Annotated in this window: 14 protein-coding genes; 8 read left to right on the forward strand and 6 right to left on the reverse strand. The window is 42.8% G+C overall.

Annotated features, from left to right (window positions below; all coding sequences use genetic code 11):
• Positions 1–28: 28 nt before the first annotated feature.
• Entirely contained in the window at positions 29–1,099 is a 1,071-nt protein-coding gene (locus tag F894_RS01095) for an alpha/beta hydrolase (protein ID WP_005245531.1), read from the reverse strand.
• Between the two features lie 217 nt (positions 1,100–1,316).
• Between F894_RS01095 and F894_RS01100 the strand changes: the two genes are divergently transcribed.
• The 6 genes from F894_RS01100 (at position 1,317) to F894_RS01125 (ending at position 7,866) form a co-directional block, all read left to right on the forward strand.
• Positions 1,317–1,817, forward strand: a complete 501-nt coding sequence (locus F894_RS01100; protein ID WP_005245532.1) for a cell envelope integrity TolA family protein — start codon at positions 1,317–1,319, stop codon at positions 1,815–1,817.
• Between the two features lie 1,002 nt (positions 1,818–2,819).
• On the forward strand, positions 2,820–3,368 hold the full coding sequence (grpE, locus tag F894_RS01105) for a nucleotide exchange factor GrpE (RefSeq protein ID WP_004647116.1): 549 nt from the start codon (positions 2,820–2,822) through the stop codon (positions 3,366–3,368).
• 118 nt (positions 3,369–3,486) lie between these two features.
• Positions 3,487–5,427, forward strand: a complete 1,941-nt coding sequence (dnaK, locus tag F894_RS01110) for a molecular chaperone DnaK (protein WP_005245535.1) — start codon at positions 3,487–3,489, stop codon at positions 5,425–5,427.
• 146 nt (positions 5,428–5,573) lie between these two features.
• Positions 5,574–6,404 carry an OXA-134 family carbapenem-hydrolyzing class D beta-lactamase OXA-284 gene (locus F894_RS01115; protein WP_005245537.1) on the forward strand — a complete coding sequence of 277 codons (831 nt, stop codon included), beginning with the start codon at positions 5,574–5,576 and terminating at the stop codon, positions 6,402–6,404.
• Positions 6,405–6,474: 70 nt separating this feature from the next.
• Positions 6,475–7,383: a matrixin family metalloprotease gene (locus tag F894_RS01120; protein ID WP_005245539.1), complete on the forward strand. Its 909-nt coding sequence runs from the start codon at positions 6,475–6,477 to the stop codon at positions 7,381–7,383.
• A 105-nt stretch (positions 7,384–7,488) separates the two neighbouring features.
• Entirely contained in the window at positions 7,489–7,866 is a 378-nt protein-coding gene (locus F894_RS01125; protein WP_016806936.1) for a hypothetical protein, read from the forward strand.
• Positions 7,867–7,922: 56 nt separating this feature from the next.
• Here F894_RS01125 and erpA read toward each other — a convergent pair whose 3' ends face one another.
• From erpA to F894_RS01145, 4 genes are all read right to left on the reverse strand, one after another.
• Positions 7,923–8,258 carry an iron-sulfur cluster insertion protein ErpA gene (gene erpA, locus F894_RS01130; RefSeq protein ID WP_004281944.1) on the reverse strand — a complete coding sequence of 112 codons (336 nt, stop codon included), beginning with the start codon at positions 8,256–8,258 and terminating at the stop codon, positions 7,923–7,925.
• A 121-nt stretch (positions 8,259–8,379) separates the two neighbouring features.
• On the reverse strand, positions 8,380–9,387 hold the full coding sequence (locus F894_RS01135) for a putative solute-binding protein (protein WP_034438036.1): 1,008 nt from the start codon (positions 9,385–9,387) through the stop codon (positions 8,380–8,382).
• A 194-nt stretch (positions 9,388–9,581) separates the two neighbouring features.
• A complete protein-coding gene (locus tag F894_RS01140; RefSeq protein ID WP_005094844.1) occupies positions 9,582–10,592 on the reverse strand; it encodes a putative solute-binding protein in 1,011 nt (336 codons plus the stop codon).
• A 254-nt stretch (positions 10,593–10,846) separates the two neighbouring features.
• Positions 10,847–11,851 carry a putative solute-binding protein gene (locus F894_RS01145; protein ID WP_005245543.1) on the reverse strand — a complete coding sequence of 335 codons (1,005 nt, stop codon included), beginning with the start codon at positions 11,849–11,851 and terminating at the stop codon, positions 10,847–10,849.
• Between the two features lie 217 nt (positions 11,852–12,068).
• On the opposite strand from F894_RS01145, the gene F894_RS01150 reads away from it, so the two are divergent.
• Both F894_RS01150 and F894_RS01155 read left to right on the forward strand, forming a co-directional pair.
• Complete coding sequence (locus tag F894_RS01150; RefSeq protein WP_004281940.1) at positions 12,069–14,000, forward strand: ATP-binding cassette domain-containing protein; 1,932 nt, start codon at positions 12,069–12,071, stop codon at positions 13,998–14,000.
• A gap of 341 nt (positions 14,001–14,341) precedes the next feature.
• On the forward strand, positions 14,342–15,505 hold the full coding sequence (locus F894_RS01155; RefSeq protein WP_001202407.1) for a zinc-dependent alcohol dehydrogenase: 1,164 nt from the start codon (positions 14,342–14,344) through the stop codon (positions 15,503–15,505).
• A gap of 1,189 nt (positions 15,506–16,694) precedes the next feature.
• On the opposite strand, the gene gyrB is transcribed toward F894_RS01155, so the two are convergent.
• Positions 16,695–19,166 carry a DNA topoisomerase (ATP-hydrolyzing) subunit B gene (gene gyrB, locus F894_RS01160; RefSeq protein ID WP_005245546.1) on the reverse strand — a complete coding sequence of 824 codons (2,472 nt, stop codon included), beginning with the start codon at positions 19,164–19,166 and terminating at the stop codon, positions 16,695–16,697.
• Between the last annotated feature and the right edge of the window lie 15 nt (positions 19,167–19,181).

Here is a 19,181-nt window from a genome sequence, read left to right on the forward strand (position 1 = left end):
AACACCTTTTTTTATTTATACTTTCGATTTAACTATTTTTATCCCAGAATTTGCGGAAGTTTTTGCTGATCTCAATCACATATTTTTTGGCACGGCGAGAGATCGGCGTCAGGTTAATAAAACCATGTGCCTGATCGGTATATTCATGATAATGAACACTCACGCCATTCTGACGTAGTTTATGTGCATAGATTGAACCTTCATCATGCAGGACATCATGCCGTGCAGTAATCACATAACTTGGCGGCAAGTTTTGCAATTCACCATAGGTCGGTGAAATCAGCGGATCATCCAGTTCAATCTGATGGGTTTGGGCATACATTAAGGTCACCAGATCAATATCCTGTTCCGAAAGTACCAGTCCATCTTTATAGGCATAAAAAGAAGGATGGCGACTTTTAAAGTCGACCGCCGGATAAAGCAAAAGCTGTGCTCGTGCGGCATAAGATTTACCTGCACTGCGCTGTGCCACGACAGTAGCCAGATTTCCGCCCGCACTGTCCCCTGCTAAGGCAATACGGTTTTTATAGATTTTTAGTTGTTTGCTATGCTGATGTGCCCAAGCCAAGGCATCTTCACAAACCTGTACCATCTGCAAGGGGCTAAATTCTGGCGTCAGCGGATAAGCCACGCTTAGCACCTGCACTTTGGCATGTACTGCCAGCAAGCGACAGAATTCATCATGGCTGTCCAGACCGCCCACCATAAATGCACCGCCATGATAAAAAATCACCATCGGCAACTTCTTTTGTGGAGCTGGATGATAATGCCGGGCAAAGATGCTGCCACTTTGCAAAGGCAGGCGCAGCTCTTCGATGACTTTGACAGTAGTTGGTTTAGCCGCGATCGCTTTCATGCGTGCATCAAACAATGTGCGCGAATGTGCCAGATCCTCACTGATAAAACTGCTATGCCCCTGTTTTATCTGGATGGCCATCAGACATTTTACCAAAGGGTCTAAATCAGGGTAGACATGAGGATAATCCAGGGCCTTAACCAATGCTTCCTGTGCAATACCAGGTAAGCGGTCCAGCATACGTGCTGCCGTCCCTTGTCCTTTTTCCATCACACTTTTCAGAACCGGAGGATTCACAGTCATTATTTTTAGTCCTTATTCTCTTAATTCTTCATAGTTTCTACACGATTAGCGTTTCAGTGACCATATTCTTATATAAGTCTTAATATCAATGTACATATAGCTTCTACTCGATACGTTACCCTCATTTATAAAAGATGTCATTGACCGTTTAAAGGTTATTTTTGACGTACTTTTGCGAGCTTAAGTATATTTTTTATTACAAATCGGGAGGATGCCTATGGCTAGTAAAATTATAGCTTTGTCTTTGGCGACTGCATTTTTAGCTGTAGGCTGCGTCGCATTTCCTGAAGATGGTGGCTATTATGATGGCCGCTATGATCAGCGTTATGACCGTCGCTATGAACTGGACCGGCGTTATGAACAAGATCGTCGCTATGAGCGGCAACGCTGGGAATATGAACAGCAACGCAAACGCATTGAACTGGATCGACGTAAACAGGAATTACAACGTCGCAATTGGGAGCAGGATCGTAAAAGACAGTTAGAGCTGGATCGACGTAAAAGCCAACTGGAACGACAGCGCCATGAACAGCAGCGTAAAAATATCATGACGCAACGGCAAAAACAGGCAGAAGCAGAACGCAAGCGTCGTCAGGATCTGGAGCGTAAACGTGCAACAGATCAGCGCAGTAAAAAAGTCCAGCAAAATCGTTCTAATCAACGCTGGAATGACAACCGACGCCATCAGGAACAACGTTCACGCGATCGTCGCGATTAAGACTTGAATCACCCTCTCTATTAAAAGCCCAGACTGGGCTTTTTTAATGAAAAAGGTAGCTGCCAGATAGACAAAGGCCCTAAAGAAAATTTCTTTAGGGCCTTTGCAGAGGGTTATGTTAAACGAACTTCCACTTCGCTTATGCTTCTCAGCAATTCAACCAGAACATCCTGTTCTCTACACAAATTATCCTATCGAATCAACTTGCTCTCATGAAGCGGACATTCACTATCCAAGCTGTAAGTTTTATCTTACAAACCGCCGAAATAGAGACGACTGATTCCAACAAATTCAAAAAAGGTAAATTCTGGACAAAAAAAGGCTTATCTAGAGAACAGGATAAGCCACGAAAACACATTTCAAAATAAGAAGAAACTACAGCGATAGAATCTGGAATAAATATTAATCAAAAGTTCATCTATTGTGAAAGACTTTATTGCTTAGATATTAATCGTTTTTATGTCTAATAAATAAACAGGCAAAAAAAAGCTGAGTTTTGGGGATACTCAGCTTGAAAAAAGCAACTCTAAAATAGGGCAACAGCAACCCGGTTCGGCTCTCTCCTCTGAACAAGGTCGCTGTTAATAGAAGTATGATGCATTTTTTTTACCAATACTTAAAACGGATTAAAATTATTAATTTGATTCAAAAATACGATTATTCATTTTTTATATTTATTTTCAAATACTTAATTCTTAAATTTAGTCGCGAATTAAATCTATTCAGTTCAAAATTCGGATTCATCGCTGCTGATGTCCGTGTATTTTATTCTCATCCTATCCTGCTGTTGTGTTCTGAATAGCTTGTTCTGCTATCCGCTGGATTCAGTATTTTGTATAAATCTTAAATTTAATCTGGGTCGACGCTTGAATTTTTACACCCTGCCCCGATTTCTTTAGGTAATCAAGAACTTCACAACCATGGCAGTTCAGCATAAACGCAGTGAACACTGAGGCCTAAGGACTGTACATGTTTAAGAACCCATTTAAACGGAGTAAATCAATGGCGACTGAGCAAAACGAGCAAGCTCAACAACTTGAGCAAGAGCAAGCGGAACAAGATACAGCGCAAACTCAAGCTGAAACCGAGCAGGCTGAAGTTTCCGTTGAGTCTTTACAAGAGCAGATTGCGCAGCTTGAAGGTGATTTAAAGTTAGAAAAAGCCCGTACCGCCAATGCAGTTTATGAAGCACAAAAGAGTGTTGAACGTATTCAGCGTGAATCTGAAAAGCATAAAGATACAGTTCTGGAAAAGTTCTCTAAAGAGCTTCTAGAAACAGTCGACAATCTGGAACGTGCCATTGTGGCTGCAGGTGAAGAGCAAACACCATTGCGTGAAGGTGTTGAACTGACCCTTAAATCTTTATTGCATACCTTGGAGAAATTTGGGGTTGTGGCAGTGGATACCAACAACGGTTTCAATGCTGACCTGCATCAGGCAGTCGGGATTGATCCAAATGCCAAAGCAAATGAAATTGGGACTGTTTTGCAAAAAGGCTACACGCTTAACAGTCGCTTATTGCGTCCTGCCATGGTGATGGTCGGCGCTTAAGCCAAATAAATTCGGGAGTTTGTGAAATTTTTCAAAAATTTTACTTGAAAAAAATCGAACGGCTCTCATATCGGATAACAAGTGTAAATCACAAAAAAATTTTAGAGGAAACATCCAAATGGCTAAAATCATTGGTATTGACTTAGGTACTACAAACTCATGTGTTGCAGTACTTGAAGGCGACAAAGTTAAAGTAATCGAAAACGCTGAAGGCGCGCGTACCACTCCATCTATTATTGCCTATAAAGATGGCGAAATTCTGGTAGGTCAATCTGCAAAGCGTCAAGCAGTAACGAATCCGAAAAATACATTGTTCGCGATCAAACGTTTGATCGGTCGTCGTTATGAAGACCAAGCGGTACAAAAAGATATCGGTCTGGTTCCTTACAAAATCATCAAAGCTGACAACGGTGATGCTTGGGTTGATGTCAACGACAAAAAATTGGCGCCACAACAGGTTTCTGCTGAAATCTTGAAAAAGATGAAGAAAACTGCTGAAGATTACCTGGGCGAAACCGTAACTGAAGCTGTTATTACTGTTCCTGCTTACTTCAACGATGCACAGCGTCAAGCAACTAAAGATGCAGGTAAAATTGCAGGTTTAGAAGTTAAACGTATCATCAACGAGCCAACTGCTGCGGCACTTGCGTTTGGTATGGACAAGAAAGAAGGCGATCGTAAAATCGCGGTTTATGACTTGGGTGGTGGTACTTTCGACGTTTCAATCATTGAAATTGCGGACCTTGATGGCGACCAGCAAATTGAAGTATTGTCGACTAACGGTGATACATTCCTAGGTGGTGAAGACTTCGATAACGCGTTAATCGAGTTCCTGGTTGAAGAGTTCAAGAAAGAACAAAACTTTAACCTGAAACAAGATCCACTGGCGTTACAGCGTTTAAAAGAAGCTGCTGAAAAAGCTAAGATCGAACTTTCATCTTCAAACGCAACTGAAATCAACCTTCCGTATATCACTGCTGATGCGACTGGTCCTAAACACTTAGTGATCAACGTAACACGTGCAAAACTTGAAGGTTTGGTTGCTGACCTGGTTGCGCGTACGATTGAGCCTTGCCGTATTGCGCTTAAAGATGCGGGTCTTTCGACTTCTGACATCTCTGACGTGATCCTGGTGGGTGGTCAGTCTCGTATGCCAATGGTTCAACAGAAGGTTCAAGAATTCTTCGGTAAAGAGCCACGTAAAGACGTAAACCCTGACGAAGCAGTAGCCATGGGTGCTGCGATTCAAGGTGCGGTACTTTCAGGTGACAAAACTGACGTACTTCTACTTGACGTAACTCCGTTGACACTTGGTATTGAAACTATGGGCGGCGTGTTGACTGCAATCATCGAGAAAAACACCACGATTCCTGCAAAGAAATCTCAAGTGTTCTCAACTGCTGCGGACAACCAGCCTGCTGTAGACATTTCAGTTTATCAAGGTGAACGTAAAATGGCGCAGCAAAACAAACTGTTAGGTAACTTCCAGTTAGGCGACATTCCACCTGCGCCACGTGGTGTGCCACAAATTGAAGTATCTTTCGACATCAACGCTGATGGTATCTTGAAAGTATCTGCGAAAGACAAGAGCACTGGTAAAGAGCAATCGATCCAGATTAAAGCAAACTCAGGTTTGTCTGATGCTGAAATCGAAGCAATGATCAAAGATGCTGAAGCGAATGCTGAAGAAGACCGTAAGTTTGAAGAGCTTGCAAAAGCTCGTAACGAAGCGGATGCTTTAGTTGCTTCTTCACAAAAAGCAGTGAAAGATCTTGGCGAGCAAGTGACTGCAGACGAAAAAACTGCAATCGAAACTGCGGTTTCTGAGCTTGAAGCTGCAACTAAAGAAAATGACGTTGAAGACATCAAAGCGAAAACTGAAGCGCTGCAAAACATCATCATGCCAATTACACAACGTGCATATGAAGCAGCTCAAGGCCAAGGCGGTGCGCAAGGTTTTGATCCAAACGCATTCCAAGGCGGCGAAGGTCAAGCTCAAAAAGCGGATGACGGCGTTGTAGATGCTGAGTTCACTGAAGTAAAAGATGACAAAAAATAATTTGTCGCTTTAACTGAAAAAACCGCGCTTTCGCGCGGTTTTTTTATGTTTCGACTTGAAGGAATAAAATAAAAATTACCAAAATTTGATCGTATTTTCAGGAAAAGCTGTTTAAGTTAAATCAAACATTAAAATACCCTGAACCCATGAAAACTCTGATTTTTCTGCCTTTACTTAATTGCTTGAGCCTGACGGCGTGTACCTTACCCGTTTCATCTTCCCCATCTCATATCACTTCGACTCAATCGACTCAAGCCATTGCCCAATTATTTGATCAGGCGCAAAGCTCTGGCGTTTTAGTGATTCAGCGTGGTCAACAGATACAGGTCTATGGCAATGATTTAAGCCGTGCAGATACCGAATATGTTCCCGCCTCTACTTTTAAAATGCTCAATGCCCTGATTGGCCTGCAACATGGCAAAGCCACAACCAATGAAATTTTTAAATGGGATGGTAAGAAACGCAGTTTTTCAGCCTGGGAAAAAGATATGACTCTCGGTGAAGCCATGCAAGCGTCTGCTGTACCCGTCTATCAGGAACTGGCGCGTCGTATTGGCCTTGAACTGATGCAACAGGAAGTACAACGCATCCAATTTGGTAATCAGCAGATTGGTCAACAGGTCGATAACTTCTGGTTGGTAGGCCCTTTGAAAATCACTCCAAAACAGGAAGTCGAATTTGTTTCTGCGTTGGCCCGAGAGCAACTGGCCTTTGATCCTCAAGTCCAGCAACAAGTCAAAGCCATGTTATTTTTACAGGAGCGGAAAGCTTATCGACTATATGTCAAATCCGGTTGGGGCATGGATGTGGAACCGCAAGTCGGCTGGCTCACCGGCTGGGTTGAAACACCGCAGGCTGAAATCGTGGCATTTTCACTCAATATGCAGATGCAAAATGGTATAGATCCGGCGATCCGCCTTGAAATTTTGCAGCAGGCTTTGGCCGAATTAGGGCTTTATCCAAAAGCTGAAGGATGATGCAAATAAGCATGGGAAAGGCATTAAAATTAAGCTATATTTTTAAAAAATAGACATTTAAATAAAAAATATGCGTCTTCTGCTCTGTCTGCTCGTAGTGGGATTGATCATGTCTGCCTATCTACATATGCAGGCCCAAACCCATCCTCAACTGCGCTATAACTCGCTGGCTGATCGCTTGACGCATCCTTTCGATACACGCTTACGTTTCCGGATTGATCAGGTCGATTCAGGCTTTGGACTAAGTAAAGATCAGGTCATTCAACTGAGCAAGGAAGCGATCGAAATCTGGCATCAGGGAAGCAATCGTGATGATTTGATGGTCTATGATGAAAATGCCAGGCTGAGTATTCACCTGATCTATGATCAACGCCAGCAAGACTATGATGCCTTGAAGAAAGTCCAAAAACAGTTGCTGGCAGATGACGCCAAGTATCAACGTCAGGTCAAAAATCTGGAAGCATCCCATCAGCATCTGGAAAGTCAGCAGCAACGCCTGATCCAGCAAAGAGATCAGATGAATAGTGAATTTCAGGCCTTACAGCAACGACGCCGTCAGCCAAATTTATCTGCTTATGAACATGAGCAGATTGAATATGAGGTTTTGGCTTTACAGCGCAAATCGGAAAGTTTTCAACGGGAACTTCAGTACCTTCAGGAACAGCAAAGTTCCTTTAATATGAATGTTTCCATGCATCAACATGGTCTGCAAAACCATCAGCAGAATATCATTCAAGCCCAACAGCGTTTCCCTGCCCGCGAATTTCATAAAGGCGTGTTTATGGGTGATCAAATTCATGTCTATCAGTTTGATGCAGAAGATGATCTCCGTCTGACTCTGGCACATGAACTCGGACATGCCTTGGGGCTGTATCACCATAATGACCCGGAAGCACTGATGTATCCGGTGCTGGGTAAACAGAATCTGCAACACTTCCAGCTGCGACCTGCAGACAAGACCTTGCTTTATAACCGTTAAGTGATCAGCTTGAATTCCCTAATTAATTTAAGTGTATAAGTATTATAAAAAACACTCTATTCTGATTTCATGTTATTGTGATTGGCTACATTGTTCAGGCCATCTTTGGAGATTCGTGTGAGTTACTACCATATTTTAATTGAAGTAAATGACCACATTAGTACGATTGATGAAACCCGTGATATCGAAATCTTTGATATCGAGGACATCCAACCCTATCTTCATTCGATTTTGCTGCCTTATTTCAATGAACAACTGATTGAACTCGACGATGAAAATCTGGAATATAAAGATATTCTGCATCTGGAAATCAAACAGACCTTATTACCGATCAATGACCTGATCGAAGAAGAACAGCGTCTGTTGCCAAGCGATACCGACATTACCATTAGCGCCTATGAAATTTTCAATAACCGCGAGTTGAGTCAGGATGTCACTACCGTGATCTTTGACCTGCTTGAAGCGGTAAAACTGGATAGCTAAAATTTCCTCCAGATATAAAAAAGTCCTCATTGAGAGGACTTTTTTTGTGCATGGATTTAGATCGAGAATGAAGATCCACAACCACAGGTCGTGGTCGCATTCGGGTTTTGTACCACGAAACGTGAACCTTCCAGACCTTCTAAATAATCTACAACTGAACCGACCAGATATTGATAACTCAATGAATCGACTAAGACTTTAACATCACCATTGGCAAATTCTGCATCATCTTCATTCTGGCTTTCCGCAAAGTTAAAGCCATAAGAGAAACCTGAACAGCCGCCACCGGTCACATAGACACGGAGCATTAAGTCTTGGTTACCTTCACTGTCACGCAACTGGCGTACTTTATTTGCGGCATTGTCGGTGAGCACAAGCGCTTGGGCATTCATGGCGGATTCCTCTGTTGAATGGAATGTCTTTAAAAAGAAAAGACCATATTTAAGTATAGCACACTCAATATATGGTCAGTCTCTACAGATTAAAAGTCAAATCAGAGTAATTTTATCAGGATTATTTGTAGTTCTCATCCTGTAAGGCACATTCAAAGTTTTTCGGGTTCTGTTTGCAGCGGAATTGCCATAACAATTTCATCATACGTTTGTCATAAACACCGCGTTTGGTCAGGTCAATTCGGGAATCCCGCATCATTTTCTGGTAACCCGGTTTGTCTGCAGCAGGAATATCCATCCAGTATTTTGATGGAATATCTGATTTCATTTTCCCCAAAATACCAAAGGCACGCGGTAACTGACTTCTCACCCATTCACGTGATTTTTGTCCGTAACCTGCCGGAAATTTATCTGGACGGATAATGATATTGCCTGTGACCTGCAACACCGGATAATTCACAATCGCGCCTTTGTTACCCAAACCTTTATGTAATTCCAGCGGTTTAAATACTGCTGCTGGTGCACCAATAATATCCACCTGGCCATTGTTAAACTTGGCACCAAAATTGGTGACATCGGCACTCACCGCCTGTGCGCCGACCTGCTGTACCATGATTTTTTGTGCTTCATCATAATCAAGTACGGCAATTTTTTTACCGGCTGCTTTGGCAACGGTATTAATACTGCGGTCGTTCACTAACAGAAAAGCATCACCTACAGGAATGACACCGACTACCTCATATTTGCCTTGCAGCATATGTTTGGCAAAAGTTGGACTGGCCAGTCCCTGCATCACTTTAACCGCCAGATTCAGATCTGGAATTGCACCAATGGCATCGAGTGAACCAGTAAAATTATTAAATTGACGGCCACGCATCCCGGTCACACTAATGCCGTCACATTTTCCAGCTTTAAAATCTTCTGCAACCACCGCTTCATTGGTATTCACCCGCAGTTCGACATCTGCACCCCAATTTTTGGCCGCCAATTGATAGTCTTTCATCACACTGTAGACATCACCGTTTTTACCGACCAGATCAAATACGCAAATCACCTGTTTGGCTTGTGCCAGACCTGAAACAGCCAGTGTCGCCGTAGCCAATACCAGTGCTTTCCATCCTCTATGCATCATCTCATTTCCTTATCGCTTGTTTTTGTTATTGCAGTTTTAGTCACATGTGATTGTTTTTTATATAAAACATGCGAATTTAATATTTAGCTCAAGCTTAAGCTATTTTATTCGCTGCACAATGGCAGATCTGACCTGGTTCAGCCATAAAAAAAGCCTAGATCAATCTAAGCTTTTTTTCTTTAAAAATCAGATTATTCGCCAGCAATTGAACATTCAAAGTTGGCCTTATCGACAGAACAGCGTGCACGTTTTAAGACCGACATCATGCTGGCATCATAGATTCCGCGTTTGGTCATATCCATCCGGCCATCACGTAACATTTTCTGATACTTGGTTTTATCTTCAGCGCTCAGATTCATTTTATATTTCGACGGAATACCCGCTTCCAGACGGCTGATCATCCCCATGCTCTTTGGCAGGTTTTTGATAAACCAGTCACGCGATTTCTGTCCAAAACCGGCGGGGAACTTTTCCGGACGAATCACAAAATCAGAAGTCACATGCAGCACTGGGAAATTAAACATTGCGCCGTTATTACCCAGACCTTTATAGATTTCTAATGGCTTGTAGGCATAAGCAGGCGCACCGACCATATCCACCTGACCATTATTAAATTTGGCGACAAAGTTGGAAACATCGGAGATCACTGCCTGCGCACCGACGCGCTGAACCATAATTTTCTGGGCATCGTCATAGCCGAGTACGGCGAATTTCTTCCCTGCGGCTTTTTCAATCGAATTGATATTCTTATCACGCACGAAAATAAATGCCGAACCCAGCGGGGAAATACCGGCAATTTCATATTTTTTGCCGCCCATATTACTGACCATTTTCGCTGCATTACGTTTGTCCAAAGCAAAACTGATCGCACGCTGGGCAATAGCATTACTTGGTGCACCACCCAGTGCATCAATAGAACCGGCAAATTTATTGTATTGACGGGCACGCATGGCGGTCATAAACACGCCATCACATTTACCGGCCTTGAAGTCATTGTCGGCAACCGCTTCATCCTGACGGGCAATCAGATTAATTTCTGCGCCCCAGCCTTTTGCAGCCAATGCCCATTCTTGCGCCATCTGGAAAGACTCACCGGATTTACCCAGTAAGTCAAACACACAGATATCGACTTTTTCTGCATGCGCCGCACTTGCAAAACCAAATGCAGAGAATGCAGCCAATGATAAGAGTGTTTTTTTCATTGTAGTTATCCTTTGAAATCTTGTTATTCGCTGAGTGTCCGTACACGGGACAAATATTAAGCAAGTTTAATTAAAAAAAATAGAGCATTTACTCCATTTAAAACCGGCATTTTGGCCTATAAAGATAAATCAGAATTATTTGCATAGATTATTTTTAAATATATATTTAAATATCAATATTTTAATATTTAAAACTACTTTCTTATAATTACATTTACCCAGATATAGTTACAAAGATATACATGATTTCAGATTTATTCGCCACCAATCGAACATTCAAAATTGGTTCGTTCTACCGTACAACGCGCGCGTTTCAATACGTTCATCATGCTCTGATCATAAATCCCCTGCCGGGTTAAATCGATCCGCCCCTCACGCAGAATCTTTTGATAGGCCACGCGATCTTCACGGCTTAGATTCAGAATATATTTGCTTGGAATCTCAGCTTCCATGCGCTTGACCATCGCAAAGCTGCGCGGTAACTGTTTCACAAACCAGTTTCGGGATTGCGTGGCAAAGCTTGCCGGAAACTTCTCCTGACGAATAATCAGATCAGCAGTGACATTGATCACCGGAAAATTAATCATTGCGCCTTGATGGCCTAGTCCTTTCTGTAATTCTAGCGGTTTAAATGCATAAGCCGGTGCAGCGACAATATCCACTTCGCCCTGATTAAACTTGCGAATAAAATTGGAAATTTCTGACATGACCGGTACGGCTTCAATCCGGTCGACCATGATTTTTTGCGCATAGTCATAATGCAGCACGGCAAATTTCTTGCCTTTGACCTGTTCCAGTTTATTTAGGGTACGATCACGAACAAAAATATAGGCCGGCCCAATCTGGCCGATGCCTGCCACTTCAAATTTGTCTTTGCCAATCTGGGTGATCAGGCGTTTGCTATTGCGTTTATCCAGTACATAGCTGATGGCTTTCATGGCAATGTCATTATTTGGCACGCCGCCAATTGCATCAATCGATCCAGCAAATTTGTTATAAGCCCGGGCACGCATTGAGGTCATATAGAAGGCATCACATTTTCCGGCTTTGACGTCCTGATCGACCTTGGCTTCATCCTGATAAGCGCTTAGCTGAATTTCGACACCCCAGCCTTTTGCTGCCAGCGCCCATTCCTCCAGCAGTTTGTAAGACTCACCAGATTTCCCCAGTAAATCAAAAACACAGACATTCACTCTGGCTTGAGTTGAAGTCGACACCAAAATGCCCAGTGCCGATAAAATTAAACATCCCTTTTTCATTTTTATTTGACTCTATGATATTTTTTGCTCCATCAGCCTGAACTATAAACCACTGTTCATGCATAAAATAGAGCTTTTACTCAACTTATGCGTCCACCCTAGATCAATTGACAGAGGTGAAAAGCACACTCATTTCAGCAAAAACGGTAAGATTTTTCATTTTCACAGGGCTTTCCTTTAGAATAGGCGCATCTTATTTCTTAGCTTTGATTTCTCAATGATTCAGTTAGACCAGTTATCTATACGTCGCGGTGGACGTGTTTTATTTCAAAAAGCGTCGATGCAGTTACACCCAGGATGGAAAATTGGCCTAACCGGTGTCAATGGTGCTGGAAAATCAACCCTGTTTTCAGCCTTGCTCGGCGGCATGGAATCGGACACCGGTTCGCTGACCCGACCTGCGGTATGGACCGTAGCGCATATGGCTCAGGAAATCAAAGCACTGAATATGAAAGCCATTGATTTCGTCTTGTCGGGCGATGAGGAATACTGGGATATTCAGCAGAAACTCGATCAACCGGATCAACTGGATGATGCAGAACTGGCTCATTTATATGGCCGTTTTGATGAAATTTCAGGTTATTCTGCTCCTGCCAAAGCCTCACAACTGATGGCCGGTCTGGGCTTCTTTGAACATCAATCACAACTGGATGTTTCAAGTTTTTCCGGGGGCTGGCGTATGCGTTTAAACCTGGCACGTACCTTAATGAGCCGCTCGGACTTACTGCTCCTCGATGAACCGACCAACCATCTGGACTTGGATGCGATTCTCTGGCTAGAAGACTGGCTGAAAGCCTATGAAGGCACCTTGGTGCTGATTTCGCATGACCGGGACTTCCTCGATGCGATTACCGACCATATTTTACATATCGAAAATCAGGAACTCATTTTATATACTGGTAACTATTCGACTTTCGAGCGTACCCGTAGTGAACGTCTGGCGCAGCAGCAACAGGCGTATGAAAAGCAGCTGGAAACCCGCGCGCATCTGCAAAAATATATTGACCGTTTTAAAGCACAAGCGACCAAAGCTAAACAGGCCCAGAGCCGGATCAAACAGCTGGAACGTATGCAGGAACTATCTGCTGCCCATGTCGATACACCATTTACTTTCAGTTTCCGCGAACCGACCAAAATGAGTTCGCCATTATTGCAACTGGAACATGCCGATATTGGTTATGGCGACAAGCTGATTGTTACCAATGTAAATTTACAGATCACGCCCAACAGCCGGATCGGGTTACTCGGGATGAATGGTGCAGGTAAATCCACGCTGATTAAATCGCTGGTCGGTGACCTGAAACTGATTCAGGGCCTGCGTAAAGATTCAGAGCTACTGAATATTGGTTATTTTGCCCAGCATCAGATGGATGCACTGGATGGTAATGCCAGTCCGATGTTACAGCTGGCACGTATTGCCGATAAAAAAATCAGTGAAGCCAGCCTGCGTTCTTTCTTGGGTAGTTTCGGTTTTAGTGGCGAACGTATGGATACGCCGAGTGAAAGTTTTTCGGGTGGTGAACGTGCACGTTTGGCCCTAGCGCTGATTGTTTGGCAGCGTCCGAATGTACTGATTCTGGATGAGCCGACCAACCATTTAGACCTCGATATGCGTCATGCACTGACCATGGCCTTGCAAGATTTCCAAGGCGCGGTGGTTCTGGTTTCGCATGAACGTCAGCTCATCGCCAGTGTCTGTGACGAACTGCTACTGGTACATAATGGTCAATGCCGAGAATTTGACGGCGATCTCACCGCCTATGCTGACTGGTTACGCCAAGCCCGTATTGAAATGATCAAAAATGGACAGAAGCCAGCAGAACCGGTGAAATCCCAAGTCGAAGTCAAACCGACCATTTCCAAACTGGACAAAGAGGCACAACGTAAAGAAGCTGCTCGCCAGCGGGAACTAAGTCGCCCAATTCGCAAGAATATTGAAAAATGCGAAGCACAGATGGCCAAACTACAGCCACGACTGATTGAAATTGAAAACCTACTGGGTGACAGTGCTTTATACGAAGCATCACGTAAAAATGATTTGCTGAAACTGATGAATGAGCAAACCGAGCTAAAAGCCAAACTGGAAACAGCCGAAGAGCAAATGCTAGAACTGATGATGGAACTGGAAAGTCTGGAACAGACGTTCTAAAGCTCTTTTAGTAAGATTTAAGATAAGAGATGAATGACCAACGTTGTTCATCTCTTTTTTATTCACTATTTTTAATGTTTTCTCTTCCATTTTCCCCCCTGTATTTTTTCATCTACGTCTAGATGTTTCTTTAATTCTGTTCTTTTCTATTCATTCGACACATAAGGTCATGAATTACACAAACCCTATATAAGTTTATTTTTTAAACAGTTGGATGCCTTATTTCATACATTAATTTACAGCGCGCTGTTTCATCCTAAGGCTCTAATACAAGTGTTTTTTAATTTTTGGCAGCCTTGCTACGAGTCTGTTTAATGTTGAACTAGAGAGAGGAAATCCGCATGCGTGCTCTTACCTATCATGGTGCTCGGGATGTACGAGTTGAATCCGTTCCAGATCCAGTGATTCAGGAACCAGATGACGTTATTTTAAGGGTGACAGCCACCGCCATCTGTGGCTCAGATCTGCATTTATACCGGGGGAAAATTCCGGCCACTGAAGACGGTGATATTTTCGGCCATGAATTTATGGGAATTGTAGAAGAAGTCGGCCCAGAAGTAACCGAAGTCAAAAAAGGTGACCGGGTGATTATTCCCTTTGTGATTGCATGCGGTCACTGTTTTTTCTGTGAACATGAACTCATGGCTGCTTGTGAAAATACCAATACCGGTCGTGGTGCAATTCTCAACAAAAAACAGATCCCACCAGGGGCAGCTTTATTTGGCTTTAGCCATCTGTATGGTGGTATACCGGGTGGTCAGGCTGAATATGTACGGATCCCCAAAGGCAATGTCGGACCATTTAAGGTGCCGGGTTCCCTGCCTGATGAAAAAGTATTATTCCTGACCGATATTCTGCCAACTGCGTGGCAAGCAGTGAATAATGCCCAAGTCGGTCGAGGTTCCAGTGTCGCCATTTATGGTGCTGGCCCGGTCGGTCTGCTGGCTGCTGCCTGCGCGCGGATGCTCGGTGCCGAGCAGATATTTATGGTCGATCACCACCCTTACCGTTTGCGTTTCGCGCATCAAACCTATGGGGTAATTCCCGTCAATTTTGATGAAGTCGATGCCGCTGAATTTATCATTCAAAATACCACGGGTTATCGTGGAGTCGATGCCGTCATTGATGCGGTCGGTTTTGAAGCCAAAGGTAGCATGCTGGAAACCGTAATGACCAACCTGAAATTAGAAGGTTCGAGTGGTTCAGCGCTAAGACAATGTATTGCAGCGGTCCGTCGCGGCGGTGTGGTGAGTGTACCTGGAGTTTATGCCGGTCCAATTCATGGCTTCCTGTTTGGTGATGCCTTTGACAAAGGTTTGACCTTTAAAATGGGACAAACCCATGTGCATAATTACTTGCCGCAGTTGCTAGAACATATTGAAAATGGAGATCTGTCTCCAGATCTGATTATTACCCATCGCATGAAACTGGAAGATGCTGCGGAAGGTTACCGTATTTTTGATAAAAAGGAAGAAGACTGTCGTAAAGTCATTCTAACACCATAAATATGATTAAAAAAAAGCGCCGTCAGGCGCTTTTTTATTTTTCATCGTCATTTTATCAATCCTCTTTTTCTTGTTCCTAATCAATATCATTTCAGCGACTCCCTCCCTCTTTTCTATCGAGTAATAAAAGAAATGCCCGATTTTCAATAATGAAATCAAGAAATAACTCAAAAATGAGAAATAAAAAAGTTAAGCAAAAATCGATAAGAGTATGATTTTAAATAAAAATGAAAGTTCACTTGATTATTAAATCAATTATGTAGTTTAGCTACATCTTGAGTTTTTAGTTAACAATATGTTCCACGGTAATGATTAGAGAAACTACACTATATTTACAAGTATTTAATTTATAATAATTTTTTATTTTAAAGCCAATCCAAGGAATAGTCTGGTCATACTAGCAATATATCGCCAAATCTAGCTTTAAATTTAAAATGCTATTTTAAATTTAAAAACACTTATCCACAAGATAATCGATTTCAAATTTGAATTTAAAATAAAGAATTAATACGTGGATTAAAGCTTGCGGAAAAATACTATCTTATTCACATAAAAATTATGGATAACTTTAGAGTTATCCACATCTCTGATCAGGCTTTCTAGATGCTTGAAGCAATATTATTCACGTATTATTTAGCGTATTAGACCAAGTTTCTTATAAGCTATTTAAAATTTAAAATTTAAAATTTAGTTTTAGCAGCTTTTTATTTATTTTTGAGATATTGGATCTTCTGAATAGGCGATTTATTATTTTTTAGTCGAATCCACCTAAAGTATTCGATCTGTTTTTATTACACGCATCTTTAAATACCACTTTGACTGATCCAGTTTTCACCTAGTGTCGTGAACTGCATGCAAACTTCTCATCGTATAAAGAACGTCTTTCTACCTCACTTTCCTATTCAAAAATTATTTTAGAAGTTCTGATGCAGATCATTTTTATAACGATAGATTCACTCCAGATTTCAGGTATTCTCCCGAGTTGGTAATCTCTATACATAAACCCTTTCTTAGAGTCGATTTGGCTTACTCAACTTGGCTTTTTAAAACCTAAATGAACCCGTTCCATATCTAAAAATCGGTCCAAAATTACTTTATTTTGCCTAGCTCACAGGATATGAGTAAAAAAATTGGTCTAAAAAAAGCGCCTCGAAAGGCGCTTTTTTATATCTGATTTTATCCTGAAGGGTTATGCATCAATATCTGCATTCAAGGCATTTTCTTCAATGAAAGCACGACGTGGTTCTACGTCATCGCCCATCAAGCAAGAGAACATACGATCCGCTTCAATCGCATCAGTAACTGTCACTTGCAGCATGTTACGGTTGTCTGGATCCATGGTGGTTTCCCATAACTGTTCCGCATTCATCTCGCCCAGACCTTTATAGCGCTGGATCATCATGCCACGACGTGAGTCCTGCAAGATATGTTGCCAAACCTGATGGAAATTGCTGACCTGAATCTTGCGATCGCCTTTTTGCAAATATGCACCCTCTTCAAGCAGACTAAACCAGCTCTTTGAATTCTTTAATAAACGTGCATATTCACTTGAACCTAACAGTACTGAGTCTAACAGGTAGCTATGTGGCAAGTTATGTACATAGATCGTGATACGTGGCAACCAGCTTGCAGTTTTTTGACCATCTGCCAGTTCTTTTTCAAAACGCTCCAGGGTTAATTCTGGACGTAATGTTGGCTGAATGGCTTCAATCGCTGCACGCAGATTCTCACCCCATGTTTCCACATAGGTTTTGTCTTCCAGCTGATCCAGCTTAAAACCTTCCAGTGAAAGTAGTGCATCAAGCAGACTCGCAGGATAACGCTGGGTCAAACGTGCCAAGCTCTTCTGGGAAGTCTGATAATCAGCAATCACATTTGCCAGTGCTTCACCACGAATCGCAGGCGCTTCTGCACTGATATGCAGTTCCAGCTCATCAATCGCATTCGAAATTAGGTAAGTTTCCAGTGCATCATTGTCCTTGATGTACTGTTCCTGCTTGCCTTTTTTCAGCTTGTACAGTGGTGGCTGGGCAATATAGATATGACCACGTTCCACAAGTTCTGGCATTTGACGGAAGAAGAAGGTCAACAGCAGCGTACGGATGTGTGAACCATCGACGTCAGCATCGGTCATGATGATGATTTTATGATAACGCAGTTTGTCCGGATTATATTCCTCACGACCAATACCACAGCCGAGTGCGGTAATCAGCGTACCAACTTCAGCAGAGGAAATCATGCGGTCAAAACGGGCACGTTCCACGTTCAGGATCTTACCTTTCAACGGTAAAATCGCCTGCATTTTACGGTTACGACCTTGCTTGGCTGAACCACCTGCAGAATCACCCTCGACCAGGTACAGTTCAGACAAAGCTGGATCTTTTTCCTGACAATCGGCCAGTTTACCTGGAAGACCGGCAATATCCAGCGCACTCTTACGACGTGTCATTTCGCGTGCTTTACGCGCTGCATCACGCGCACGTGCTGCATCAATAATCTTGCCGGCAATCGCCTTGGCTGCTTGTGGATTTTCCAATAAATATTCAGAAAATGCCTTGTTCATGGCTTGCTCAACAGCGGTTTTCACTTCACTCGACACCAGTTTTTCTTTGGTCTGTGAAGAGAATTTTGGATCAGGTACTTTGACTGACACGATGGCAGTCAGACCTTCACGTGCATCATCACCCGATACCGCAACTTTTTCCTTTTTCAGGATATTTTCGCTGTCCATGTAGTTATTTAAACCACGGGTCAACGCAGCACGGAAACCGGCCAAATGCGTACCACCATCCTTTTGCGGGATGTTGTTGGTAAAGCAACGTACATTTTCCTGATAAGAATCATTCCACTGCAATGCGACTTCTACCGTAATACCGTTATCGGCCTGTGCAGCAGTGAAATGGAAAATATCATTCAGGTGAGTTTTGCCTTCGTTAATATATTTAACGAACTCAGACAGACCACCTTCATAATCAAAGACATGCTCGGCATTAATGCGTTCGTCACGCAGCACAATACGCACACCTGCGTTCAGGAACGACAGTTCACGCAAACGACGCGCCAAAATATCAACATTAAAAATGGTCTGACTAAAAGTCTCGGCACTTGGCCAGAAACGGACACGAGTACCGGTTCTATCGGTATCGCCCACTACTTTTAATGGATATTGAGAATCGCCATGACGGTATTCTTGTTCATGAATTTTACCGGCACGGTGAATGGTCAATTCGAGTTTTTCAGACAGTGCGTTGACTACGGAAACACCGACACCATGCAGACCGCCAGACACTTTATAACTGTTGTCGTCGAACTTACCACCGGCATGCAGAATGGTTAAAATCACCTCTGCTGCAGACACACCTTCTTCAGGGTGAATGTCGGTCGGAATACCACGACCATTATCAGAAACTGAAACCGATTCATCTTCATGGATCGTCACTATAATTTCATCACAGTGGCCTGCCAAGGCTTCATCAATCGAGTTGTCGACTACTTCAAACACCATGTGGTGCAGGCCCGTACCATCGTCTGTATCACCAATGTACATGCCCGGACGCTTACGGACTGCGTCTAAACCACGTAATACCTTGATGCTAGAGGAATCATAAGCCTTTTCAATGGTTTGTTCTGTTTGAGAAGCAGCTTGATCTTCTGAACTCATGGTTTCTCCCTAGTG

The sequence above is a fragment of the Acinetobacter sp. CIP 51.11 genome (assembly GCF_000369665.1).
GTDB classification, from domain to species: Bacteria; Pseudomonadota; Gammaproteobacteria; order Pseudomonadales; family Moraxellaceae; genus Acinetobacter; species Acinetobacter lwoffii_S.